The following is a 22,662-nucleotide window of genomic DNA, read 5'->3' as shown; positions in this document are numbered from 1 at the left end:
AGCTCGAAAAGGAGCACTTCAAGGAGCGGCTGACGTCCGAAGAGGCGCTGGCGGTGCTCACCGCTTTCATGAACCGGAAGAAGGCGTAGGTTCTAAGCCAAACTCCCAGCCTGGGCAGCGCCCCGCCGTAGCAGACTCTGCCGTCTCAGGTGAGCTTCTTGGCGGCCTGTTCGTCCAGCGCCTTGCCGAAGGCTTCCGGAGTCCAGTTGGCGTCGAGCGCGCGGTGGAACAGCGCTTGCTGCGTCTCCGGCGCCAGTCCTCCGATCGGCGGGTCGCGATCGAGATTGGTCGGGAAGGAATAGCCTTCCGCTGTCGAGCCGATCGCGTTCGAGGCCGCTGTCGCCGAAATCGTTCCCTTGGCCAGCATCTCCTGGATAACCGGATAGAGCGCACGGCTCATGCTCGTACGGTCGACGCTTTCCATGGCGCGGCCATAGGCCGATGAAACCTGCAGCAGGTTGGCCATGCGGCGGATGGTGGCGGAGCGGTTGTTGCCGGCGGCGTGAAACAGTGCAGGGTTGAAGAACGCCGCATCGCCCTTTTCCAAATCGAGCTGCACATGGTGATCGGCGAAATACGCCTTGAACTCCGGAAGGCCGGTCGCGAGGTAACCGGGCAGATAGGCCTGCGAATAGGGCATATAGAGCGTCGGCCCGCTTTCGAGCGGCATGTCGCAATGGGCGACCGCCCCCTGCAGCGTCAGCACCGGCGAGATGCTGTGCACATGCACGGGATAGCGTTCGATGATTTCGGGCGTCTGGAACCCAAGATGATAGTCGCGATGCGCCGATTGCGCGGCGCCGCCGGGGTTCACGCAATTGATCTGCGACGTCACCTGGTAGGCCGGGCCGAGCCACGCTTCGGAGATCAGCGCAATGATGTCGTTGCCATAATAGGCAGCGAAGGCCTGCGGGTCGCGCAAGCAGAATTTCTCCAGCGCGTTCCAGATGCGGTCATTGGCGCCGGGCTTGGCGAAATGGTCGCCGCCGCCGGTGCCGGTCGCATGCTGCTCGGCGATCATCTCGTTGAAGAGCTTGGTGGCGGTGTCGATCGGCGCGGTGTCGGCGAAAGCCTTCTTGAAGGCCACCACGCCCGGTCCGCTGGTGAGCGCCTCCACCCATTCCGCCAACAGTGCCTTGCGCGTCTCGGGATCGGCCACCGCTTTGCGGACGGCATCGCCGTCATAGATGAGCACGTTCTTTTCCACGCTCGCGGCGAAGGGGTAGTCGGCGGGATTGGTCGTCTGCTCGACGATCGCCCGAAAGCCTTCGATGTCGCACTGGTCCTTCGTCAACCAGACCCGGGCGGACCTGATCTTGGCTAGGTTGTCGGCCTTCATGACGCATCCTCCTGTTGCTGTCCCGGTACTCGACGCGGTATACCGCAATCTGCGGTGCCATGTTCCTCCGAAACACCTCAAAAACACCTCAGAAGATGTCGCGCCCCTTTCTCGTCAAGGATATCGCTCTCCAGGCTGGCCTCAGCCTCGCGACCGTCGATCGCGTCCTGAACGGCAGGCAGGGCGTTCGCGAGCACACTGTGCGTCGCGTGAAGCAGGCCATCGGCGAGCTGGAGAAACAACGCGATCAGATCGGCCTCTCCGGCCGCAAGCTTGTCCTCGACGTCGTCATGGAGGCGCCCTCGCGCTTCAGCGAGGCTGTCCGCCAGGGGCTGGAGCAGGCGATGCCGTCGTTGCAGCCCGTGATCTTTCGTGCGCGCTACCATTTCGCCGAGACGCGCGGCGTCGAGGATACGGTCGCGATCATCGAGGCCCTGCGGCGCCGCGGCAGCAACGGCGTGCTGCTCAAGGTGCCAGACGTCGCCGAGGTGAGGGCGGCGGCCGCAAGGCTTGTCGGCGCCGGCATTCCCGTCGTCACGCTGGTTACCGATCTGCCCGACACCGGGCGGCAGGCCTATGTCGGCATCGACAACCGCGCCGCGGGCGAGACTGCCGCCTATCTGATTGGCGAATGGCTCGGCGGCGGACCGGCGCGCATCCTGGTGACCATCAGCAGCAATCGTTTCCGCGGCGAGGAAGAGCGCGAGATCGGTTTCAGGCAGGCGCTTCGCGAGCGCTATCCCGCGCTCGGCATCATCGAGGTCAGCGAGGGCCATGGTCTCGATCGAGACACAGGCATGCTCGCGCTAAATGCCCTGCGCGAACATCCCGACATTGAAGGCGTCTATTCGATAGGCGGTGGCAATCGGGCGGTCGTCGAGGCTTTCGCCTCGCTGGGCCGCCGATGCCGCGCCTTTGTCGGCCACGATCTCGACGCCGACAATCTTGCCCTTCTGCGCGCCGGGCGCATCAGCGCGGTGCTGCACCACGATCTTGGCCAGGATATGCGCGACGCCTGCCTGCATGTCATGCGGGCGCACGGGCTGCTGCCGAAATCGCCGGTGTCGGGCATGGCCAGCATCCAGATCATCACGCCCTTCAACCTGCCGCAGACGGCGGCATGGCTGTAGATCGGTGTCAGGGATAAAGCCGGGTCTTGTTCCAGCCGCCGGCTGCGTTGCGCGAAAAGACGACGCGGTCATGCAGGCGGAACGGGCGGTCGTGCCAGAACTCGATGGTCTGCGGCAGGATTCGGAAGCCCGACCAGTGCTTTGGCCGCGGAATCTCGCCGATCGCGTAGCGCGCCGTGTATTCGGCCACCGCCTTCTCCAGCGCGAAACGGCTTTCCAGCGGCCGCGACTGTTTCGAGGCCCAGGCGCCGATGCGGCTGCCGCGCGGCCGCGTCGCGTAATAGGCGTCGGCTTCGGCGTCGCTGACGATCTCCACCGGTCCGCGTATGCGCACCTGGCGCCGCAGCGATTTCCAGTGGAAGCACATCGCCGCCTTCATGCTGCCAAGAATCTCTTTGCCCTTGGCGCTTTCGAAATTCGTGTAGAAGACGAATCCCTTTTCATCGAATCCCTTGAGTAGCACCATCCGCACATCCGGCATGCCTTCGGCATCGACGGTCGCCAGCGCCACGCCGTTGGGATCGTTGGGCTCGCTCTTGCCGGCGTCCTCCAGCCATGCGGCAAAAAGCCGGAAAGGCTCGGCCGCCTCGGTAAAGTCACCGCTTGTTAACTCAGTTTCGCTCATAGTTTTCCGAATTTTTACCGTTGCTGGAGGAGTTCGCCGATTGTCGCGTATCGCGCAAGCTTTTGACAGCAGGCAATGGAGCGCTATCGCTTCGGCCAGCGTCAAGGCTGCGGTCGTGGCTTTGGCATTGCCACTCGCCGCCTGCGGCGCAGGCGGCTTCAGCCTGGAGAAGGCCGAGGTCGACCGTTCGATCGTCACCTCGAGCACGAACGCGTCGCCCGCCGTGCCGGCCGCCAACGACAAGGACTCCGACCAGACCACCATCGGCAACGCGGTTTCCTCCGCCGACATCAAGGAGCTCGGCGGCCAGGCCGTGCCGTGGGCCAACTCCGGCACGGGTTCGCGCGGGACGATCACGGAGCTGGTGGAATTGAAGGATGCGGGCTTGACCTGCCGCAGTTTCACCGCCACGCGGGAAAGCTTCGACGGCGTCGCCCTGTACAAGGGTGAGCTCTGCATGGCCGGCGCCGGCGGCTGGCACATGCAGGCCTTCACCGCTCTTTGATTTTCAGCCGCTGATCTGGCCTTGCGCCTCTGGAATTTCTTCCTATGCGAGCGCATATAGGGAGCGACCCATGAACTCAATCTCTCTTGCAGGCAGGAAGCATGCGCGACCCCTATGAGGTGCTGGGCGTTGCCAAGAACGCATCGGCCAAGGACATAAAATCGGCCTACCGCAAGCTCGCCAAGAAGCATCATCCGGACCAGAACCCGAATGATCCCAAGGCGAAGGACCGTTTTGCCGCCGCCAACCAGGCTTACGAGATCGTCGGCGACGAGAAGATGCGCGCTGCCTACGATCGCGGCGAGATCGACGCCGATGGCAAGCCTAAATTCCAGGGCTTCGAGGGCGCTGCCGGCGGAGGCGACCCGTTCGCCGGATTCCGCCGCCAGCAAGGCCCCGGCGGCGCGCATTTCGAATTTCGTTCGGGCCGCCCGGGCGGCGATCCGTTCGACGGCAACAGCGACATTTTCAGCCAGATCTTCGGCGATGCCTTTGCGGGCGCGCGCGGCGCCGGCCGGGGCGACCGACGCCAGCCTGCCCAGGCCGCTGATTTGAACGTCACGCTGGACGTGACCATCGAGGAGGCAGCCGCCGCCGAGAAGGTGACGGCGATGTTCCCCGACGGCCGCAAGGTGGCGGTCAAGCTGCCGGCCTATGTCGAGGACGGCCAGACCATCCGCCTGAAGGGCCAGGGCGAGCAGGGTCCGGGCCAGCCCGGGGACGCCCTGGTCAAGATCCATATTCGCCGCCATCCGCGCTACCGTATCGAGGGCCGGGACCTGCATGTCGACCTTCCCGTCGATCTGGCCGACGCGGTGCTCGGCGCCAAGGTGGCGGTCGAGACGCCGACCGGCAAGCTCGCGGTCAACGTTCCGGCATGGTCGAGCTCCGACAAGGTGCTGCGCCTCAAGGGCAGGGGCTTGCCGGAAAAGGCAGGCGGCCATGGCGATCTCTACGCGCATGTGCGGCTGATGCTGCCGGAAGGCGGCGACAGCGAGCTCGAGGCCTTGATGCGTCGCCGAAAAGGCTGATCGACAGAGTTCTGTCCCCGCCGCAGTCCGTTTTGAAAGCTTGAAGGGGCTTTGTGCCTGTGCGATAGGGCTCTTCACGAAGCGGATATTCTTGCGGAGAGCTTGCACATGGCGGGTGGACAGGGCCTGATGGCCGGTAAGCGCGGCCTTATCCTTGGCGTCGCGAACAATCGGTCGATCGCTTTCGGCATCGCCAAGGCTTGTGTCGATCATGGCGCCGAGATCGCGCTGACCTATCAGGGCGAAGCGTTCAAGAAGCGCGTCGAGCCTCTGGCGGCCGAGCTCAACGCCCATGTCGCTGGCCATTGTGACGTGACCGACCCGGCAAGCCTCGACGCGGTGTTCGACGATATTGCCAGTCATTGGGGTAAGCTCGACTTCCTCGTCCACGCCATCGCTTTCTCCGACAAGGACGAACTCACCGGACGCTATGTCGAGACGACGCGCGACAACTTCCTGCGCACGATGGACATTTCGGTGTTTTCATTCACCACCATCGCCAAGCGCGCCGAGCCGCTGATGAGCGAAGGCGGTTCGCTTTTGACGCTGACCTATTACGGCGCCGAGAAGGTCATGCCGCACTACAACGTCATGGGCGTCGCCAAGGCGGCGCTTGAAGCCAGCGTGCGCTATCTCGCCGTCGACCTCGGCGCCAAGAAGATCCGCGTGAACGCGATCTCGGCCGGACCGATCAAGACGCTCGCGGCCTCCGGCATCGGCGACTTCCGCTATATCCTGAAGTGGAACGAGTACAACGCGCCGCTGAAGCAGACGGTGACGCAGGAAGAGGTCGGTGATTCCGGCGTCTATTTCCTGTCGGACCTGTCACGCGGCGTGACCGGCGAGGTCCACCATGTCGACTCGGGCTATCATGTCGTCGGCATGAAGGCGGTCGACGCGCCGGACATCTCGACCGTCAAGGAATAATCCGCTTAGCTTACTCGTCCCAGGCCCTGGCCCGACCTCGGAAGACCTGATGTATCCGCTCGTCTACATCGCGCGCCACGGTCAGACGGAGTGGAATGCCGAGCATCGGCTCCAGGGACAAGCCGACACCGACATCAATGCGCTTGGCCGCAAGCAGGCCGCGAATAACGGGCATCGGCTGGCGGAACTGGTCCGCAATCCAGCGGATTTCGACTTTGTCGCCAGCCCGATGCGGCGCACGCGCGAAACGATGGTGCTGATGCGGACGGCGATGGGGCTCGATCCCACAGCCTACCGCACCGACCCGCGTCTCGTGGAGCTGAGCTTCGGCGATTGGCAGGGTTTCACCTTCGCCGAGCTCGAGGAACGCCATCCGGGCTGCACGGATGGTCGCCGCGCCGCCAAATGGGACTTCCAGCCGCCCGGCGTCGGCGCTGAAAGCTACCAGATGCTGCTCGATAGGGTGAAGCCGTGGTTGGACGCGCTTCGTCAGCCGACGATCTGCGTCACCCATGGCGGCGTCATGCGCTGCTTGTTTCGCCTGGTCGCCGGCACTTCGAAGAAGGAAGCCGCAGGCCTCGAAATCCCGCAGGATCGCCTGCTGCGGCTGGAGGGCCGCAGCCTGGAGTGGTTATGAGGTCCGCTGGCCAGTTGGTAACGAATTGATCGTTGTAGTCGGCAATGCTTGCCTGCCATGCTGAGCCTACCATTTCCAGGGCTGCCAAGAGACTGCATGTTCTCCAGTTTTATCGAGAGATTTCGCCGACGGCCTGAGTTAGGTCGCCCAACTCGCCGCGGACAGGTTCTGGGCGACATAGTGGCAGAGGTGCTGGCGGATACCTCGGCGCCGGATTTTCAGCGAGTGGGCGATTTGCTCTGGGTGAGCGAGCCGAAAGACCACATGCGCTATCTGCTGAAGTTTCAGGCGATGAAAGGAATGACTTTTTCTGCTTGCTGGGGCGTGTCGGTCGACTTTGTGCCGATTTTCGCCGGTGGAAAACTTAAGTGGAAAAGGACGGCAAAGTCGGCCGCCTTTGATCTCTGTATCGACCCCATCGACTCGTCAGAGTCGATTCCCGGCTGGTGTTCTTTCTACGCCAATGACCGCGACTATCATGTCAAGCGGTCTACATCGGCCGCTGTGAAAGCCGCGCGACTGGACTGGTCGAAGATCACGACACTGCGGGATGTCGCCGACACTTTCGAGCGACGGACAAAGATGGAGTTCAAGCGTTTTTCTTTGGAGAATTACGTGCAGACTGACTTGGCGTGGGGCCTCGTTTTAATCGCCCTGGGGCGGTTGAACGAGGGCCAACATCACCTCGACGCGTTTTGCCAGCAGTTCGCCATAGCTCCCGGATCGCCTATCCTCGAAAAAGCGAAGGATGAAGCCATCGCAATTGCGGCCGGATGACGAGCTCCGTTGTTTGATTGATCAGGATGCGGCCTAATTCTGGTCGCTGTCGGGCAACTGCATATCCGTCACGACGTTCTCGCCATTGGTCACGTCATAGGCGATGACGATGTCCATGCCGGGCTTCAGGGCGTCGAGGTCGGTTTCGGCATTGAGCTTGTAGGACTTTCCGTCGTCCAGCGTCAGCGTCAGCGTGTCCTTGTCGACCTTCTTGATGAGGCCTTCGGTCTGGCCGGCGAATGCGGCGGCGGTGGAAATCAGCAAAATGGCGCCAACAGCGCCAATCAGGGTACGCATTATCGTCCTCTTTAGGTCATTGCGCCGGCTGGTTAGCGGCGGATCCTCAACGGCGGTTGGAAGAGAGCAGAAATCAACCGAATGTGTCAAAACTAAATCCGCCAGATCACAGTTTGACCACTGTGGAAAACGCCAATAGAAGGCAGCCTTGACCGGCCCGGTGCCGGCAGGGCGTAGTTTCATGTCACACAACACATTCGGCCACCTGTTCCGCGTCACCACCTGGGGCGAAAGCCATGGCGCTGCGCTCGGCTGCGTGGTCGATGGCTGTCCGCCCGGCATCCGCTTCACCCGGGAGGATATCCAGGCCGAGCTCGACAGGCGCCGCCCCGGCCAGTCGCGTTTCGTCACCCAGCGCCGCGAGCCGGACGAGGTCAAGATCCTCTCGGGCTTCATCCTCGACGAGGACGGCGTCACGATGATCACCACCGGCACGCCGGTATCGATGATGATCGAGAATGTCGACCAGCGCTCGAAGGACTATGGCGAGATCGCGCGCCAGTACCGGCCGGGCCATGCCGACTACACTTACGACGTCAAATACGGGCTGCGCGATCATCGTGGCGGCGGCCGTTCCTCAGCGCGCGAGACGGCGGCGCGCGTGGCGGCCGGCGCGCTGGCCCGCAAGGTGGTGCCGGGCATGGTGGTGCGTGGCGCCCTGGTCTCGATGGGCGAAAAACAGATCGACCGCGCCAACTGGAACTGGAATTTCATAGGCGATCCCGAAAATCCGTTCTTCACGCCTGACCCGGCTTCCATTCCCGTCTTCACCCAATATCTCGACGGCATCCGCAAGGCCGGTTCATCCGTCGGCGCGGTGATCGAGATCGTCGCCGAGGGCGTGCCGGCCGGGCTCGGCGCGCCGATCTACGCCAAGCTCGACCAGGACATCGCCTCGGGCCTGATGTCGATCAACGCCGTCAAGGGCGTCGAGATCGGTAACGGTTTCGAGGCCGCCCGCATCACCGGCGAGCAGAACGCCGACGAGATGCGCATGGGCAATGACGGCAAGCCGGTGTTCCTTTCCAATAATGCCGGCGGCATCCTCGGCGGCATCTCGACTGGCCAGGCGATCGTCGCCCGCTTCGCGGTCAAGCCGACGTCCTCGATCCTCACACCGCGCAAGTCGATCGACAAGGACGGCAACGACGTCGACGTCATGACCAAGGGCCGGCACGATCCATGCGTCGGCATCCGCGCGGTTCCCATCGGCGAGGCCATGGTTGCCTGCGCGATCGCCGACCATTACCTGCGGCATCGAGGACAGACCGGGAAGGGAGCAGGGGAGTAGGCAGTAAGGTGATATGTTGCGTCGCAATTCGCGACGCCAAACTTTTTCCTTTTCCCTACTCCGTTACTGCCCTACTCCCATATTTCCCTGCGAGCGAAGCGAGCGCCCAATGCCATACGACCAGAAGAAGATCGTCGAAGCGATCCGCGCTTTCGAGCGCGGCGAGATCGTTGTCGTCATGGACGATGACGGGCGCGAGAACGAGGGCGACCTGATCGTCGCCGCCGTTCACTGCACGCCGGAAAAGATGGCCTTCATCGTCCGCAATACCTCCGGCATCGTCTGCACGCCGATGCTGCGCGAGGACGCCAGGCGATTAAACCTCGCGCCGATGGTGGCGGACAATGATTCCGCCCACACCACCGCCTTCACCGTCAGCGTTGATTTCAAGCACGGCACCACCACCGGCATCTCCGCCGACGACCGAACGCTCACCGTGCGAAACCTCGCCAACGGCAATGTCGGCCCGTCGGATTTCGTTCGCCCCGGCCATATCTTCCCGCTGATCGCGCGCGAAGGCGGGGTCTTGATGCGCTCGGGCCATACCGAGGCGGCGGTCGACCTTTGCAAGCTCGCCGGCCTGCCGCCGATCGGCGTCATTTCCGAACTGGTCAACGACGACGGCACGGTCAAGCGCGGGCCTGAAGTGCAGGCCTTCGCCGAACAGCACGGTCTGAAGCAGGTTTCGGTCGCCGATCTCATCGCCTACCGCCAGCGCAAGGAAACGCTGGTCGAGCGCGTCGCTTGCTCGGACATCGATACCCCCGGCGGCAAGGCGCAGGTTTTCACCTACACGCTGCCCTGGGATTCCATGCATCATGTCGCGGTCGTCTTCGGCGACATCCGCGACGGCGAGGATGTGCCGGTTCGCCTGCATTCGGAAGATGTCGTCACCGACGTGTTCGGCACTAGCCACCGGCTGGACGGCATCATGCAGGCGATGGGCGAGCGCAAGCGTGGCGTCATCGTCTATCTGCGCGAGGGTTCGGTCGGCGTCGCCCACCAGGAGCGCAAGCGGCCCGCCAGCGGCGACCGCGAGGATCACGAGGAAGCGCGCCGCCGTGAGAACGAGTGGCGCGAGATCGGGCTGGGAGCGCAGATCCTCAAGGATCTAGGCATCTCCTCGATCAACCTCATCGCCTCGCGCGAGCGCCACTATGTTGGTCTCGAAGGCTTTGGCATCCACATCGCCAAGACCGAGATACTCTGAACTAGCTTCAGCATCCTCAAGCGCGGTCGGGTGAGTTGCCGCCGTTGAAGCGGCCGAACCGCCGCGCCGTGGTCACGGCCAGCAGCAAGACGCCGAGTCCGAGCGCTACGGCGTCCACCGAATCGCGCAACGCGAAGTCGCCGACGCGACAGACGAGAAGATAACAGACCACGAGGTTGGAGAAGCCCCAGAACACGTTGACGGTCGACGAGGAGAAGCCTTGTCCCGGCGGCTTGGCGAACGGGCTTTGGAACGGCCTCCCCATCATGCCGCTGACGAGATGCGGGACGGCGTTGGCCAGGAACGCACCGCCGAAGAAATAGGACACCAGATCAAGCCACGGCATGTCGCGCGCTCCTCGTTTTTGGAATGGGTGGTTGAAAGGCGCGGCGGCGAGCCCCCGTGTGGTTCGATGCCGGTCAGGGCGGTGTTCGGGCCAAGAGTCGTCAGCGTCACGAGATGTCCTGTCGGCGCATGGATACTCAGTCCTCGACGAGCCGGTTGAGCAGTTCCGCCACCTTGGCGACGACTTCCATCTCGTTGGCGGAAAGCCGCGCCTGGAGCCGTCGCGACAGCCAATCCTGACGCGCCGCGCGTCCCTCCTCGACCCATTGCCGGCAGGCGTCGGTGAGCGAGAGAAGGGTCTGGCGCCCGTCTGCCGGATCCGGCGCGCCACTCACCAGGCCCGCGGACTCGAGCGCGGCGATCACCGGGGCCATGGATTGCGGGCGCATGCCCTCGGCGCGGGCAAGGCTCGACGTTGTGGCCTGCCCGTCCTTTTCGAGGCGAAGAAGCACCGACACCTGAGACGGCGTCAGATCGCCGACATCCGTCTCTTCGCGCAGACGGCGCTTCAGCTTGCCGACCAGGCCTCGCAAATCGGCCGCCAGAGCGGTGGCGCGTGTGGAGCGGGCTTCTTCCGGATGATTGTCCATGGCAGGCATGGTGATATGTATACAGGTAAACTGTCAAGTTAGACTTGGTAGTTTACCTGTCTTTATCGGCTGACCGAGGCCGCCGGGAAGGTCGCTTCGCCACCGTCAAGGTCGCATCCCGGCGTCGCCAGTCGGCATTGACCGGCGAGCACGGTGCCCAAGGCAATCACGCCGGCGGCGACGGAGACCCAGAAACCGTTCTGCGGACCGCACGTGTCGACCATCCAGCCGGCGGCGAAGGAGCCCAGCGCCATGCCGATGCCGATGCCAGTCGTGACCCAGGTGACGCCCTCGGTCAGCATCGCGGCGGGCACATGGCGCTCGATCAGGCCGAAAGCGGTGATGAAGGTCGGCGAGATCGCCACCCCGCTGACGAAGACCGCGAGAGCGAGCATTGGCACGGTTTCGGCAAAGAGCAGTGGCAGCGTGGTGACGGCGATCACGGCGACGGCGACGGCCAGTTGCCGCTGCAGAGGCGCCTTGAGGTTGAGCGCGCCGACGATGATGCCGAGCACGAAGGATCCCAGCGCATAGACGCCGATGACGAGGCTTGCCGCCTCGGGCTGGCCAAGCTGCTTGGTCATCGCCACTGTGGTCACTTCCGTGGTGGCGAAGGTTGCGCCGACGAAGATCAGGGCAAAGGTGATGATCTGGACCGGCCGCAGGCGGATCGCGGAGCCCGACGCGCCTTGCTCGGTCGGACGGACAGGCGGTTCGGTGGAGCGCTGCAGCAGGAATGCCGCCGACCCCAGGGCAAGCAGCAGCGTGCTCACTAGCATGCCGGCTTCCGGAAACAACGCCGCGCTCAAGCCGACCGACAGCGAGGCGCCGGCGACATAGACCAGTTCGTCCGCCGCCGATTCGAAGGCGAAGGCGGTGTTGAGTTCGGGCCGGTCGCGGAAGATTTCCGTCCAGCGCGCCCTGACCAGCGCGGGGATGCTGGGCATTGCGGCGGCGAGCAGCGCCGTCAGGAACAGTGTCCAGATCGGCCAGTGCCGGTTGGCGGCCGCAATCAAGGCATAGAAGGCAAGAACAGAGACGATGGTCGCCGGCACCGCAACCCGGCTTTGACCCAGCCGGTCGATCACCCGCGACACCTGCGGCGACAGGAAGGCGTTGACTAGGGCATAGGTGGCCGAGACGGCGCCCGCGAGCCAGTATTCGCCATGCGTCTGCGACAGCATCGCCACGATGCCGATCGGCGCCATGGCGATCGGCAGTCGCGCGACGAAGGCGGCGGCCGCAAAGCCTTTCGTGCCGGGAGCCTGAAAGATTGCCGAATATGGGTTTCGCATGGTCTCGATCCTCGACAAGGCAGGTCGCCACAATTACATACGCAGCGTATGAGTGTCAGATAATTCATACGCTGCGTATGTCAATTGGCATACGAAGCGTATGTCAGTAGAGCCAGAAGCCATGCACAGACCCCGCAAGGAGATGATCGCCGAGACCCGCGCCAAGCTGATCGCCGCTGCCCGCCAGGCCTTCGGCACGATAGGCTACGCGGAGGCTTCGATGGACGATTTCACGGCTTCGGCGGGGCTTACGCGGGGCGCGCTCTATCACCATTTCGGCGACAAGAAGGGGCTGCTGCAGGCTGTGATCGCCGAGATCGATGGCGAGATGGCGGCGCGGGTCAACGAGGTTGCGGCGCGGGCGCCGACGCGCTGGCAGCATTTCGTCGACGAATGCACCACCTATATCGAGATGGCGCTGGAGCCTGAAATCCAGCGCATCATGTTTCGTGACGGCCCCGCGGTGCTGGGTGATCCGGCGCAATGGCAGAACGCCAATGCCTGCGTCGCTTCAATGACCGGTCATCTGACCGAGCTGCAGCGGGAGGGCGTCGTGGTTCCCGACCTCGACCCCGAAACCGCCGCGCGCCTCATCAACGGCGCTAGCAGCCAGGCGTCTCAACGCATTGCCAATTCGACGGACCCCGAAGCGACTTCGAAGAAGGTGGTGGCGGCTTTCAAGCAGTTGCTCGAAGGCTTGCTGCGGAAGTCCGGCTCGGCGGCTGGATAGCACGTGGCCCGAAACTTTTCGTCAGTCTGCCTTTTGCACCGGATTTGCCGGCGGCCAGGCATGGGCCGAATTGACTTTCGCCGGGGCGGGGCCATCCTCGGCGTCCAACTCTGAGGTGAGAGAGTCGGGGGCATGTGGGACTTCAGCATTGGCAGGTCGGTGTCCATCATGATGCGGACATGGCCTTTCATCGTCTTTCGCATGATCGTCTATTTCGGCATCACGCTTGCCTACATCATGGCGACCGGCACGGGCGCCAGTGTCGGCTACGGTGTCGGCCACATCTCGACCGATCCTGACGGACCAGCCTCCTTCGCGCTGTGGGGCGGTGTGGTCGGCTTCGGCGTCGTCTCGATCGCCGTCTACTGGATCCGCGAATATATCCTCTACGTCCTCAAGGCCGGCCATATCGCCGTCATGGTCCATCTGATCGACGGCCATGATGTCCCCGACGGCCAGAACCAGATCGCCTATGCGAAGGAGGTCGTGACCCAGCGTTTCGCCGAGGCCAATGTGCTGTTCGTCATCGACCAGCTGGTCAAGGGCGCCATCCGCGCCATCACCGGCCTGATCGGCGGCATCGCCGCTTTCCTGCCCATTCCGGGGTTGAGCGGTCTGGTCGGTTTCGTCAACACGGTGATCCGCATCTCGCTGACCTATGTCGACGAGATCATCCTGGGCTACAACATCCGCATCAATTCAAGCTCGCCCTTCGAGACGGCGAGGCAAGGCGTGGTGCTTTACGCGCAGAACGGCAAGCACATGGTCAAGAACGCTGTCTGGCTGGCGGTGATCATGTGGGGCGTGTCCTTCGTCATCTTCCTTCTGATGCTGGCGCCCGCCGGCGCGATCCTGTGGTTCATGCCGGGACAGCTTGCCGGCTGGGCCTTCGTGCTGGCCATCGTCTTTGCCTGGGCGTTCAAGGCGGCATTCATCGAGCCCTTCGCCATCGCCTCGCTCATGCAGGTCTATTTCGACGCCATCGAGGGGCAGGTCCCCAATCCGGAATGGGATCGGCACCTGGCCGAAGCTTCCTCGAAGTTCAGGGAGCTCCGCGACAAGGCTCTTGGCTCGTTCGGCGGCAAGTCGCGCTGGGACACGCCGCGGGCAGCCTGAACTACGCCGGGCCGCTCAGCGCGTCGGCCTGCTTGCGCCGCAAAGCCTTGCGATAGCCGATTTGAGCGGCGCTTCGCCGGCGCCGTGAAAAGTCTCGCTCATCACCAGGTCTGGGAGCGGCAGGCGCTGGCCCCAGCCATGCGCTTCGAGGTCCGGCCTGGGCGCGAATTCCGAGACCCGGCCGACGCAGAGATAAGCGATCGGCGTCACATGGTCGGGGATCGACAAGAGCCGCTTCAGCGCGTCCGCCTCGATGATGCTTACCCAGCCCACGCCGACGCCTTCCGCGCGCGCGGCCAGCCAGAAGTTCTGCACCGCGCAGACCGTGCTGTAGAGGTCCATCTCCGGATTGTGCCAGCGCCCCAGCGGCGAGTTCCTCGATCGCTCTCGGTCGCAGGTGACGCAGAGGTTCAGCGAGCTTTCGCAGATGCCTTCGAGCTTCAGCTTGCGGTAGAGAGCCTGCCGTTCGGCCTCGATCGCCGGCAGTTCCTGCTCCCGCGCTGCGAGGAACAGGTCGCGCACTTGTCGCCGCCGCTCGCCGTCGCGGATGACGATGAAATTCCATGGCTGCATGTAGCCGACCGACGGTGCGTGGTGCGCGGCGGTGAGCAGCCGCGCCAGCACGGCGTCGTCGAGTTCGCCTGCAACGAAGTGGCTGCGTACGTCGCGTCTGGTGAACATCGCCCGGTAGACGGCGTCACGCGCCGATTGGTCAAAGTCATCACCGCCGGCGGCGGTTGTTGGTGCCGTCATCGCTTTTCCCCTTGCGACAGCAATCCGGCGCCTGACCAAGCGCAAGACCATGTCTGCCGGGCCGGTCTTCTGGCTTGGGATCGTCCCGCGTCCGGCGCCTTCCCGTCCTGAGACAGTGGCTTTTGCCGGCGCGGTCCCCCTCACAGCGTTGGGCACGCCACGGATTTCAACCGTGTTCCCGATTCTCCCGCGCGTCGCGGGCACCAGGCAGCGAAGCGACCTTATCGCGAAGCGCCGGCGGTGCCAATGTCGCCAGCGACATGGCGGGGCGCGATTTTCCCCAGCCAATCGGTATTGAAACATGGCCATCCAGGCCGCAGGTGCCTAGATTAGGGGCCATGACAACCCGTCTCTATACGCACCCGATCTTCCTGGAACACATCACGTCGCCCGGCCATCCGGAGCGACCGGACCGTCTGCGCGCCATCGAACGCGTGCTGGACGATGAGGCTTTTTCGGCGCTCGACCGTATCAGGGCGCCGGAAGGTGACGAGGCGACCATCCTCTACGCGCATCCCGAGGATTTCGTCGCCCGCGTGCGCGCCGCGATCCCCGAAAGCGGCATCGTCTCGATCGACGCTGACACCAGCGCCAGCCCGAAGAGCTGGCAGGCGGTGATGACGGCGATCGGCGCCGCCAACGCCGCCGTCGACGATGTCTTTGAGCGCCGCGCCGGCAACGTCTTCGTCGCCGCGCGTCCGCCCGGCCACCACGCCGAGCGAACGACGGCGATGGGCTTCTGCCTCTTCAACACGGCGGCCATCGCTGCCCGCTACGCGCAGAAGAAGCATCAGGCAGAGCGCGTCGCCATCGTCGACTGGGACGTCCACCACGGCAACGGCACGCAGGACATTTTCTGGGACGATCCGTCGGTGCTCTATTGCTCGACTCACCAGATGCCGCTTTATCCCGGCACCGGTGCGAAAAGCGAAACCGGCGCCGGCAACATTGTCAACGCGCCGCTCGCGCCGCGCACCGGTAGTGAGGTGTTCCGCGACGCATTCCTGTCGCGCGTGCTGCCGTCGATCGATGCGTTCGCGCCGGATCTGATCATCATTTCCGCCGGTTTCGACGCGCACCATCGCGATCCGCTCGCCGAGATCAACCTGACCGAGGATGATTTCGACTGGGCAACCGGCCAGCTTATGGACCGCGCCGGGCGCCACAGCGGCAACCGGCTCGTCAGCCTGCTGGAGGGCGGCTACGATCTGCAGGGACTGGCATTTTCGGTCGCCGCCCATGTCGGGCGGCTGATGAAGGGATAAGGCATGGCTGTGGAAGGCAATGAGGACGTCAAGGCGATGAGCTTCGAACAGGCGCTCGACGCGCTGGAGAAGATCGTCGATGATCTGGAGCGTGGCGACGTTCCGCTCGACCAGTCGATCCGCATCTACGAGCGCGGCGAGGAGCTGAAGGCCCATTGCGACCGGTTGCTGAAGGCCGCCGAGGACAAGGTCGAGAAGATCAGGCTGTCGCGCGACGGCAAGCCGGTGGGAACGGAGCCGCTCGACGCAGACTAGGGTGTATTGGCATTCGGGCGAGGCTGGCCAGCGAATGGCCGTCTCCCGCGCTTCCGGTGCGCACGCGCTTCAATTACGCTCTGGTTCTCGATTGCCATCATTTTCTGCACGGCTTGACCTGAATCTCACCACACCGAGGTGCATGATGCCGGACCGGCCAGGACCAGAAAACAGGTAAGGAGTTCAAGCTCATGTGCCGCAACATCAAGACCCTGTTCAACTTCGAGCCGCCGGCGACCAATGACGAGGTGCATGACGCCGCCCTGCAATTCGTGCGTAAGCTGAGCCGCACGACCAAGCCCTCCAAGCGCAACGAACATGCCTTCAACCATGCCGTGGAAGCGATCACGGCCGCGGCCCGCGAATTGATCGACTCGCTCGAGACCAGCCAGGAACCGCGCAACCGCGAGGAAGAGGCCGCCAAGGCGAAAGCCAGGTCGGCGCTTCGCTTCGCCTGAGGGGCAGCCATGAGTTTTTTTCCGGGAAACGATCCTGAGCCCGGCGATGCCTTCGCCTGCGACCAGATCGAGTTGATGGTTGTCCCGAACGCCAAGGATATCGGCGGCTTCGAGGTGCGCCGCGCCTTGCCGACGGCAAAACGCCGGCTCGTCGGGCCGTTCATCTTCTTCGACCGCATGGGACCCGCTATCCTGCGCGCCGGCCATGCGCTTGACGTGCGCCCGCATCCGCATATCGGGCTTTCCACCGTCACCTACCTCTTCGACGGCAAGATCAGGCACCGCGATTCCCTCGGCACCGAAATGGTTATCGCACCAGGCGACGTGAACCTGATGACCGCCGGCCGCGGCATCGTCCATTCCGAGCGTACGCCGGAGGAACTGCGCGGCGCGCCGATGTCGGTCTCTGGCCTGCAGACCTGGCTGGCCCTGCCTGACGGCAAGGAGGAGATCGCCCCTGTGTTCGCGAACACGGCGATGATCCGCCTGCCGCAGATCGATGCCGAAGGCGTCAGCGGCCGCGTCGTCATCGGCGACTTTTCCGGCTTGCGCTCGCCGGTGGCGACGGCCTCCGATACGCTCTATGCTGATTTGCGTCTGGCGGCGGGCGCCAGCGTGAAGATCCCTGCCGATGCCGAGGAGCGCGCCATCTACACCCTGGAAGGCGAGGTTTCGATCGCCGGCGACCGTTTCCCGGCCGAGCGGCTTCTGGTGTTCAAGCCGGGCGAGGAAATCGTCGTTTCGTCCGAGCGCGGCGCGCATTTCATGCTGTTCGGCGGCGCTTCTCTGGGGTCCAAGCGTTACATCTGGTGGAATTTCGTCTCATCCTCGAAGGAGCGCATCGAGCAGGCCAAGGAAGAATGGAAGACAGGCCGCTTCGATATCGTTCCTGGCGATGAGGAAGAATTCATTCCGCTGCCGGAAGGTTGAGCCGCGTCACTGGCACGCATTTACATTCGACCGCCAGCGGCATATTTCGCGCATGATCACAGCGCTTATTGGTGAAGCTTAGCGCAAGCTCAGGATTTCAGCAGGCCACCCCAGAGTGAACCAGAAGCCCGACACGCCGCTACTCGACAAGGTCCGCATCCCCGCGGACCTGCGGGCGCTCGACGAAAGCGAGCTGCCGCAGCTGGCGACTGAACTGCGCGCCGAATTGATCGACGCCGTCTCGCATACGGGTGGCCACCTCGGCGCCGGACTCGGCGTCGTCGAGCTGACCGTGGCGCTGCACTACGTGTTCAACACACCAGCGGACCGGCTGATCTGGGACGTCGGCCACCAGGCCTATCCGCACAAGATACTCACCGGCCGTCGTGACCGCATCCGCACGCTGCGGCAGGAGGGTGGACTCTCCGGCTTCACCCGGCGAGCTGAGAGCGAATACGACCCGTTCGGCGCCGCGCACTCCTCGACCTCGATTTCGGCCGGCCTCGGCATGGCTATGGGGCGCGATCTTTCGGGCGGCAACAACAACGTCATCGCCGTCATTGGCGATGGCGCCATGTCGGCCGGCATGGCCTATGAGGCGATGAACAATGCAGGCGCGCTCGACGCGCGGCTGGTCGTCATCCTCAACGACAACGACATGTCGATCGCGCCGCCGACCGGCGCCATGAGCGCTTACCTGGCGCGTCTCGCTTCCGGCAAGACCTATCTCGGCCTGCGCGATGTCGGCAAGAAGCTGACTTCCTATCTCGGTAAGCGCGCCGACCGCGCCATCACGCGCGCCGTCGAGCATGCCCGCGGCTATGTCACCGGCGGCACGCTGTTCGAGGAGATGGGTTTCTATCACATCGGTCCGATCGACGGGCACAATCTCGAGCACCTGATCCCGGTGCTGAAGAACGTCCGCGACAACGCCCACGGGCCGGTGCTGATCCATGTCGTGACCCAGAAGGGCAAGGGCTACGCTCCGGCGGAAGCCGCGGCCGACAAATATCACGGCGTCAACAAGTTCGACGTCATAACCGGCGCGCAGGCCAAGGCGCCCGCCAACGCGCCGAGCTACACCAAGGTCTTCGCCGAAAGCCTGATCCAGGAAGCCCGCGAGGACGACCGCATCGTGGCGATCACCGCCGCCATGCCGAGCGGCACCGGCCTCGACCTGTTCGGCGAGGTGTTTCCCTCGCGCACCTTCGATGTCGGCATCGCGGAGCAGCACGCGGTGACTTTCGCCGCCGGTCTCGCCACCGAAGGCTACAGACCTTTCGCCGCCATCTATTCGACCTTCCTGCAGCGCGCCTACGACCAGGTGGTCCATGACGTGGCGATCCAGAAGCTGCCGGTGCGCTTCCCGATCGACCGCGCCGGTTTCGTCGGCGCCGACGGCGCCACCCATTGCGGCGCCTTCGACACGACGTATCTGGCGTCGCTGCCCGGTTTCGTCGTCATGGCCGCGGCCGATGAGGCGGAACTCCGACACATGGTTCGGACCGCCGCCACCTACGATGAAGGCCCGATCGCTTTCCGCTATCCGCGCGGCAACGGCGTTGGCGTCGATATGCCGGAGCGTGGCTCGGTGCTGGAGATCGGCAAGGGCCGCATCCTGAAGGAAGGCACCAAGGTGGCGCTTCTCTCCTTCGGCACACGGCTTCAGGATTGCCTGATGGCTGCCGAGGAGCTCGGCGCCGCCGGGCTTTCCACAACCGTCGCCGACGCCCGCTTCGCCAAGCCGCTGGATGAGGATCTCGTTCGCCGTCTCGCCCGCTCGCATGAGGTTCTGGTGACGGTGGAGGAGGGCGCGGTCGGTGGCTTCGCCAGCCAGGTGCTGCATTTCCTCGCCCATGAAGGGCTGTTGGAAAGCGGCCTCAAGGTGCGTCCGCTGGTCTTGCCGGATGAGTTCACCGATCACGCCAAGCCCGAAAAGATGTATGCCGATGCGGGCCTCGACACGGCCGGCATCGTGCGCACCGTTTTTGCCGCGCTCGGCCGCGGCGTTCAGGCGCAGCGCGCCTGAATCGAAACGTCAACTTTTTGAATCAGTTTGCCGGCTTCCGACTGTAACCTTTTGTTAACGCTTACGTTTGGCGGTTCGCTTACCCTGTCTTTTGGCCGAATTTCAATGGCGCCCTGCTAAGACCTTGGTCCTAGGCAGGGGGTAAAACAATGAAGTCGATCCTTTGCGGCATGGCCCTCGTGATGGTCATGGCCGCCCCGGCGGGAGCCGAAATGCGCTACGACCGCAACCTCGAAAAAGCGGCATTGGATATCGTCGCCAGCAAGATGGGCAACATCCGCGGCGGCTTCTCCTACAAGCAGGTTCCCCAGTTCGTCGTGCAGCCTGAATCCGCACCGGCTGCTCCTGCCGCCGAACCATCCCGTAAGCAGCTTTCCAGCAATGGCGGTTTGATGCCGGCCGTAGAGCGTCGGGCGACTTTCTAGAACCACATATCGCGCACGCAGCGCCCGTCGCGGGGCAGGTCGTTGAAAGTGTCGAGGCCGTCGAAATGGTCAATCGGCAGGTCGGCGACGGCCTCGGGCGGGGCGAGCCTGACATTGACGGCGATCCGTGTCTGGCCGTTTTCGTCCGGGCGCAGGCCGCGCCAGGCGATCACGCAGACACATTTGGGGCAGAACAGGATTTCCAACACCGGCTGCGCCACCCCGACCCGTGTGTAGGAACCCATCGGTCCTGCGATGCGGATACGCTCGTCGACATAGTCGTAGGCCCAGAGCGCGCCGTAGCGGCGGCAGAGCGTGCAGTTGCAGGCCGTGATCGGGCCCGGGTCGCCCTCGAGCGTCCAGTGGCCCGAACCGCAATGGCAGGTTCCCTTCAGCATCGGCTCCTCCTCGGCTGCGCCATCTCGCATCCGCATTGTGCCGCGTCCCGCTCCATATTCAACAAGCGCGGCCATTGCCTTCGCGGCCGGCTTTCGCCAATGAAGGCCGATGAATTCGCCTTCGCCAGCCAATGCGCGCCTCAGGCTTGACGAACTGCTCGTCGAACGCGGGCTGTTCGCCAGCCGCTCGCGTGCCCGCGACGCGATCGAGCGCGGCACGGTCACCGTTGACGGCATTATTGTCCGCAAGCCTGGCCAGGCGGTCGCGCCGGACCGCCTGATCGCCATCGACGATCCGGCGCAGGCCTATGTGTCGCGCGCGGCGCTGAAGCTGATCGCCGGGCTTGACCATTTCGGCCTCGATCCTTCGGACGCTGAGGCGCTGGACATCGGCGCCTCGACCGGCGGCTTCACGCAGGTGCTGCTGGAACGCGGCGCAGCGCATGTAACCGCGATCGATGTCGGCCATGGCCAGATCCATGCCGATATCGCCGGCGACCCGCGCGTGACGGTGATCGAAGGCCTCAACGCCCGCGACCTGATAGGCGGCGATCTCGGCGGCCGTATTCCGGATTTCCTGGTTTGCGATGTCAGCTTCATCTCGCTGAAGCTGGCGCTGCCGCCGGCGCTCGCGCTGGCCGCAAACGGTGCAAGGGCATTGCTGCTCGTCAAGCCGCAGTTCGAGGCGGGCCGCGAGGCGATCGGCAAGGGCGGTCTGCTCAAGGATCATGCCGAAGCGGAACGCACGGCCGGCGGTTTGCGTGACTGGCTGGCGGGCATTGCCGGCTGGCGCGTGCTCGGGCTCATTCCTTCACCGATCGAAGGCGGCGACGGCAATCGCGAGTTCCTGCTAGCGGCGATCAAGGACGCAACCACGCGATGAGCACGCGCTTCACCATCGCCAGGCTTGGCGCGCAGGGCGACGGCATCGCCATGGCCGAAGGCGGCGAGGTCTTCATCCCGTTCACGCTGCCCGGAGAGACGGTCACGGCCGCGCGTCAGAAGGATCGCGCCACGCTTATGTCGGTGCTGGAAGCTTCACCGCTTCGCATCGATCCCGCCTGCCGCCATTTCACCGAATGCGGCGGCTGCGCGCTCCAGCATTTCGAAGCCGAGGCCTATCGCCAGTGGAAGCGCGACAAGGTCGTCCACGCGCTCAAATCCAAAGGTATCGACTGCGAGGCCGAGGCATTGGTGCCGTGCGGGCCGGAAAGCCGCCGCCGCGTCGTCTTCAGCGCAAGGCGCACCGAGGCCGGGATGCTGCTCGGTTTCGTGCGCGCGCTCTCCTCCGAGATCATCCCGGTCGAGGAGTGTCCGATCTCGCTGCCGGCGATCGTCGCCGCCCTCGATCGCCTGCGCCTGCTGGCGGGCCTGGTCTGCGCCACGTCGAAATCCTTTCATATGACGGTGACGGCCACCGCTTCCGGTCTCGACATCGCGGTTCAGGACGGCGGCAAGCTCGGTGACAACCAGCGCCGCATCGCCTCCAACTTCGTCATGGCCGAGGGTTTTGCCAGGCTTTCCGTCGATGGCGAAATCGTCGTCGAGCCGAAGAAGCCTATGGTGCAGTTCGGATCGGTTGCCGTTGCCGTGCCACCCGGCGCCTTCCTGCAGGCGACCGAAGCGGCCGAGCAAACCATGGCGAGCCTAGTTGGACAGCATCTGGTGCGGACAAAGCGGGTCGCCGACCTCTTCGCCGGCTGCGGCAGCTTTGCGTTGCGGCTGGCGGCGAAATCCGAGGTCCATGCTGTCGAGGCCGATGCGCCGGCTTTGGCCTCCCTTGACCGCGCCTTCCGCTTCGCCAGCGGTCTGAAGCGCGTGACCAATGAGCGGCGCGACCTTTTTCGCCGGCCACTCACCTTCAAGGAATTGAATGCCTTCGACGGTATCGTCTTCGATCCGCCGCGTGCCGGCGCCGAGGAACAGTCGAAGCAGATTGCCCGGTCCGAGGTCCCCCTGGTCGCGGCTGTCTCGTGCAATCCTGTGACGCTGGCAAGGGACCTGCGCATCCTTCTTGACGGCGGCTATCAACTGAAGGCCGTCACGCCGATCGACCAGTTCCTGTGGTCGCCGCATGTCGAGGCCGTCGCGCTGCTGGAAAAACCCAGGAAGCGCCGATAGCCGGCACCGGTCGTCTACGACGTACGCGGAGCGCGATCACATTTCCTTGAGGTCGCCGGTTCCATCCGGCCTCATGCATGCCGTGCCAGAATCGCGCCGCAAAGCCGCCTCTTTGCGCCCGTCTATTTTGGATTCGCTGGAGGAGGGGAAGGGCCTCGTCAGCATTGGCTCTTACCCATGGTG

Annotated in this window: 26 protein-coding genes and 1 riboswitch; of the genes, 18 read left to right on the top strand and 8 right to left on the bottom strand. The window is 64.2% G+C overall.

Going from position 1 to position 22,662, the window contains the following annotated elements:
- Positions 1 to 145: 145 nt before the first annotated feature.
- Complete coding sequence (locus tag Q0L57_RS18595; protein WP_296744623.1) at positions 146 to 1,339, bottom strand: phytanoyl-CoA dioxygenase family protein; 1,194 nt, start codon at positions 1,337 to 1,339, stop codon at positions 146 to 148.
- 95 nt (positions 1,340 to 1,434) lie between these two features.
- Here Q0L57_RS18595 and Q0L57_RS18590 point away from each other — a divergent pair, with 95 nt between their 5' ends.
- Positions 1,435 to 2,469 carry a LacI family DNA-binding transcriptional regulator gene (locus tag Q0L57_RS18590; protein ID WP_296744622.1) on the top strand — a complete coding sequence of 345 codons (1,035 nt, stop codon included), beginning with the start codon at positions 1,435 to 1,437 and terminating at the stop codon, positions 2,467 to 2,469.
- 7 nt (positions 2,470 to 2,476) lie between these two features.
- Here the strand turns inward: Q0L57_RS18590 and pdxH are convergent, their stop codons facing one another.
- Positions 2,477 to 3,106, bottom strand: a complete 630-nt coding sequence (gene pdxH, locus Q0L57_RS18585) for a pyridoxamine 5'-phosphate oxidase (RefSeq protein WP_296744624.1) — start codon at positions 3,104 to 3,106, stop codon at positions 2,477 to 2,479.
- 28 nt (positions 3,107 to 3,134) lie between these two features.
- Between pdxH and Q0L57_RS18580 the strand changes: the two genes are divergently transcribed.
- The 5 genes from Q0L57_RS18580 to Q0L57_RS18560 all read left to right on the top strand — a co-directional run bounded on the left by Q0L57_RS18580 (position 3,135) and on the right by Q0L57_RS18560 (position 6,971).
- On the top strand, positions 3,135 to 3,599 hold the full coding sequence (locus tag Q0L57_RS18580; RefSeq protein WP_296744621.1) for an RT0821/Lpp0805 family surface protein: 465 nt from the start codon (positions 3,135 to 3,137) through the stop codon (positions 3,597 to 3,599).
- A 101-nt stretch (positions 3,600 to 3,700) separates the two neighbouring features.
- Positions 3,701 to 4,630, top strand: a complete 930-nt coding sequence (locus Q0L57_RS18575) for a J domain-containing protein (RefSeq protein WP_296744620.1) — start codon at positions 3,701 to 3,703, stop codon at positions 4,628 to 4,630.
- A 108-nt stretch (positions 4,631 to 4,738) separates the two neighbouring features.
- Positions 4,739 to 5,557, top strand: a complete 819-nt coding sequence (gene fabI, locus Q0L57_RS18570) for an enoyl-ACP reductase FabI (RefSeq protein ID WP_296744619.1) — start codon at positions 4,739 to 4,741, stop codon at positions 5,555 to 5,557.
- A 49-nt stretch (positions 5,558 to 5,606) separates the two neighbouring features.
- Entirely contained in the window at positions 5,607 to 6,194 is a 588-nt protein-coding gene (locus tag Q0L57_RS18565; protein ID WP_296744618.1) for a histidine phosphatase family protein, read from the top strand.
- Positions 6,195 to 6,374: 180 nt separating this feature from the next.
- Positions 6,375 to 6,971 (top strand): hypothetical protein, encoded by a 597-nt coding sequence (locus tag Q0L57_RS18560; protein ID WP_296744617.1) that lies wholly within the window; start codon positions 6,375 to 6,377, stop codon positions 6,969 to 6,971.
- A 33-nt stretch (positions 6,972 to 7,004) separates the two neighbouring features.
- Here the strand turns inward: Q0L57_RS18560 and Q0L57_RS18555 are convergent, their stop codons facing one another.
- The gene (locus Q0L57_RS18555; RefSeq protein WP_296744616.1) at positions 7,005 to 7,268 is read right to left on the bottom strand and encodes a DUF1344 domain-containing protein; all 264 of its coding nucleotides are present in this window, start codon (positions 7,266 to 7,268) and stop codon (positions 7,005 to 7,007) included.
- Between the two features lie 181 nt (positions 7,269 to 7,449).
- On the opposite strand from Q0L57_RS18555, the gene aroC reads away from it, so the two are divergent.
- Positions 7,450 to 8,559, top strand: coding sequence for a chorismate synthase (gene aroC / locus Q0L57_RS18550; protein ID WP_296744615.1), 1,110 nt, complete (start codon positions 7,450 to 7,452; stop codon positions 8,557 to 8,559).
- A gap of 109 nt (positions 8,560 to 8,668) precedes the next feature.
- A complete protein-coding gene (ribB, locus tag Q0L57_RS18545) occupies positions 8,669 to 9,769 on the top strand; it encodes a 3,4-dihydroxy-2-butanone-4-phosphate synthase (RefSeq protein ID WP_296744614.1) in 1,101 nt (366 codons plus the stop codon).
- A 16-nt stretch (positions 9,770 to 9,785) separates the two neighbouring features.
- Here ribB and Q0L57_RS18540 read toward each other — a convergent pair whose 3' ends face one another.
- The 3 genes from Q0L57_RS18540 to Q0L57_RS18530 form a co-directional block, all read right to left on the bottom strand.
- Positions 9,786 to 10,115 (bottom strand): hypothetical protein, encoded by a 330-nt coding sequence (locus tag Q0L57_RS18540; protein ID WP_296744613.1) that lies wholly within the window; start codon positions 10,113 to 10,115, stop codon positions 9,786 to 9,788.
- A gap of 136 nt (positions 10,116 to 10,251) precedes the next feature.
- Positions 10,252 to 10,704 (bottom strand): MarR family transcriptional regulator, encoded by a 453-nt coding sequence (locus tag Q0L57_RS18535; protein ID WP_296744612.1) that lies wholly within the window; start codon positions 10,702 to 10,704, stop codon positions 10,252 to 10,254.
- Positions 10,705 to 10,766: 62 nt separating this feature from the next.
- Positions 10,767 to 11,999, bottom strand: a complete 1,233-nt coding sequence (locus Q0L57_RS18530; RefSeq protein WP_296744611.1) for an MFS transporter — start codon at positions 11,997 to 11,999, stop codon at positions 10,767 to 10,769.
- Positions 12,000 to 12,120: 121 nt separating this feature from the next.
- On the opposite strand from Q0L57_RS18530, the gene Q0L57_RS18525 reads away from it, so the two are divergent.
- The gene (locus Q0L57_RS18525; RefSeq protein ID WP_296744610.1) at positions 12,121 to 12,729 is read left to right on the top strand and encodes a TetR/AcrR family transcriptional regulator; all 609 of its coding nucleotides are present in this window, start codon (positions 12,121 to 12,123) and stop codon (positions 12,727 to 12,729) included.
- 132 nt (positions 12,730 to 12,861) lie between these two features.
- Entirely contained in the window at positions 12,862 to 13,845 is a 984-nt protein-coding gene (locus Q0L57_RS18520; RefSeq protein ID WP_296744609.1) for a hypothetical protein, read from the top strand.
- A gap of 15 nt (positions 13,846 to 13,860) precedes the next feature.
- On the opposite strand, the gene bluB is transcribed toward Q0L57_RS18520, so the two are convergent.
- On the bottom strand, positions 13,861 to 14,598 hold the full coding sequence (bluB, locus tag Q0L57_RS18515; protein WP_296744608.1) for a 5,6-dimethylbenzimidazole synthase: 738 nt from the start codon (positions 14,596 to 14,598) through the stop codon (positions 13,861 to 13,863).
- 41 nt (positions 14,599 to 14,639) lie between these two features.
- A riboswitch (cobalamin riboswitch) is annotated at positions 14,640 to 14,821 on the bottom strand.
- A gap of 115 nt (positions 14,822 to 14,936) precedes the next feature.
- Here bluB and Q0L57_RS18510 point away from each other — a divergent pair.
- The 6 genes from Q0L57_RS18510 (at position 14,937) to Q0L57_RS18485 (ending at position 19,960) form a co-directional block, all read left to right on the top strand.
- Entirely contained in the window at positions 14,937 to 15,863 is a 927-nt protein-coding gene (locus Q0L57_RS18510) for a histone deacetylase family protein (RefSeq protein ID WP_296744607.1), read from the top strand.
- A gap of 3 nt (positions 15,864 to 15,866) precedes the next feature.
- Positions 15,867 to 16,118: an exodeoxyribonuclease VII small subunit gene (locus Q0L57_RS18505; protein ID WP_296744606.1), complete on the top strand. Its 252-nt coding sequence runs from the start codon at positions 15,867 to 15,869 to the stop codon at positions 16,116 to 16,118.
- Between the two features lie 191 nt (positions 16,119 to 16,309).
- A complete protein-coding gene (locus Q0L57_RS18500) occupies positions 16,310 to 16,576 on the top strand; it encodes a DUF2277 domain-containing protein (protein WP_296744605.1) in 267 nt (88 codons plus the stop codon).
- Between the two features lie 9 nt (positions 16,577 to 16,585).
- Positions 16,586 to 17,506, top strand: coding sequence for a pirin family protein (locus Q0L57_RS18495; RefSeq protein ID WP_296744604.1), 921 nt, complete (start codon positions 16,586 to 16,588; stop codon positions 17,504 to 17,506).
- A 115-nt stretch (positions 17,507 to 17,621) separates the two neighbouring features.
- Positions 17,622 to 19,535, top strand: coding sequence for a 1-deoxy-D-xylulose-5-phosphate synthase (gene dxs / locus Q0L57_RS18490; protein WP_296744603.1), 1,914 nt, complete (start codon positions 17,622 to 17,624; stop codon positions 19,533 to 19,535).
- 149 nt (positions 19,536 to 19,684) lie between these two features.
- Positions 19,685 to 19,960 carry a hypothetical protein gene (locus tag Q0L57_RS18485; RefSeq protein WP_296744602.1) on the top strand — a complete coding sequence of 92 codons (276 nt, stop codon included), beginning with the start codon at positions 19,685 to 19,687 and terminating at the stop codon, positions 19,958 to 19,960.
- Here Q0L57_RS18485 and Q0L57_RS18480 read toward each other — a convergent pair.
- Positions 19,957 to 20,358, bottom strand: a complete 402-nt coding sequence (locus tag Q0L57_RS18480; RefSeq protein WP_296744601.1) for a GFA family protein — start codon at positions 20,356 to 20,358, stop codon at positions 19,957 to 19,959. The genes Q0L57_RS18485 and Q0L57_RS18480 overlap by 4 nt on opposite strands.
- A 109-nt stretch (positions 20,359 to 20,467) precedes the next feature.
- On the opposite strand from Q0L57_RS18480, the gene Q0L57_RS18475 reads away from it, so the two are divergent.
- Complete coding sequence (locus tag Q0L57_RS18475; protein WP_296744600.1) at positions 20,468 to 21,241, top strand: TlyA family RNA methyltransferase; 774 nt, start codon at positions 20,468 to 20,470, stop codon at positions 21,239 to 21,241.
- Entirely contained in the window at positions 21,238 to 22,479 is a 1,242-nt protein-coding gene (locus tag Q0L57_RS18470) for a class I SAM-dependent RNA methyltransferase (RefSeq protein WP_296744599.1), read from the top strand. Before Q0L57_RS18475 ends, Q0L57_RS18470 begins: the two co-directional genes overlap by 4 nt.
- The last annotated feature ends 183 nt before the right edge of the window (positions 22,480 to 22,662 follow it).

The sequence above is a fragment of the Mesorhizobium sp. genome (assembly GCF_024509055.1).
Lineage (GTDB): Bacteria > Pseudomonadota > Alphaproteobacteria > Rhizobiales > Rhizobiaceae > Mesorhizobium.
This window is presented reverse-complemented; position numbering and strand designations above follow the sequence as displayed.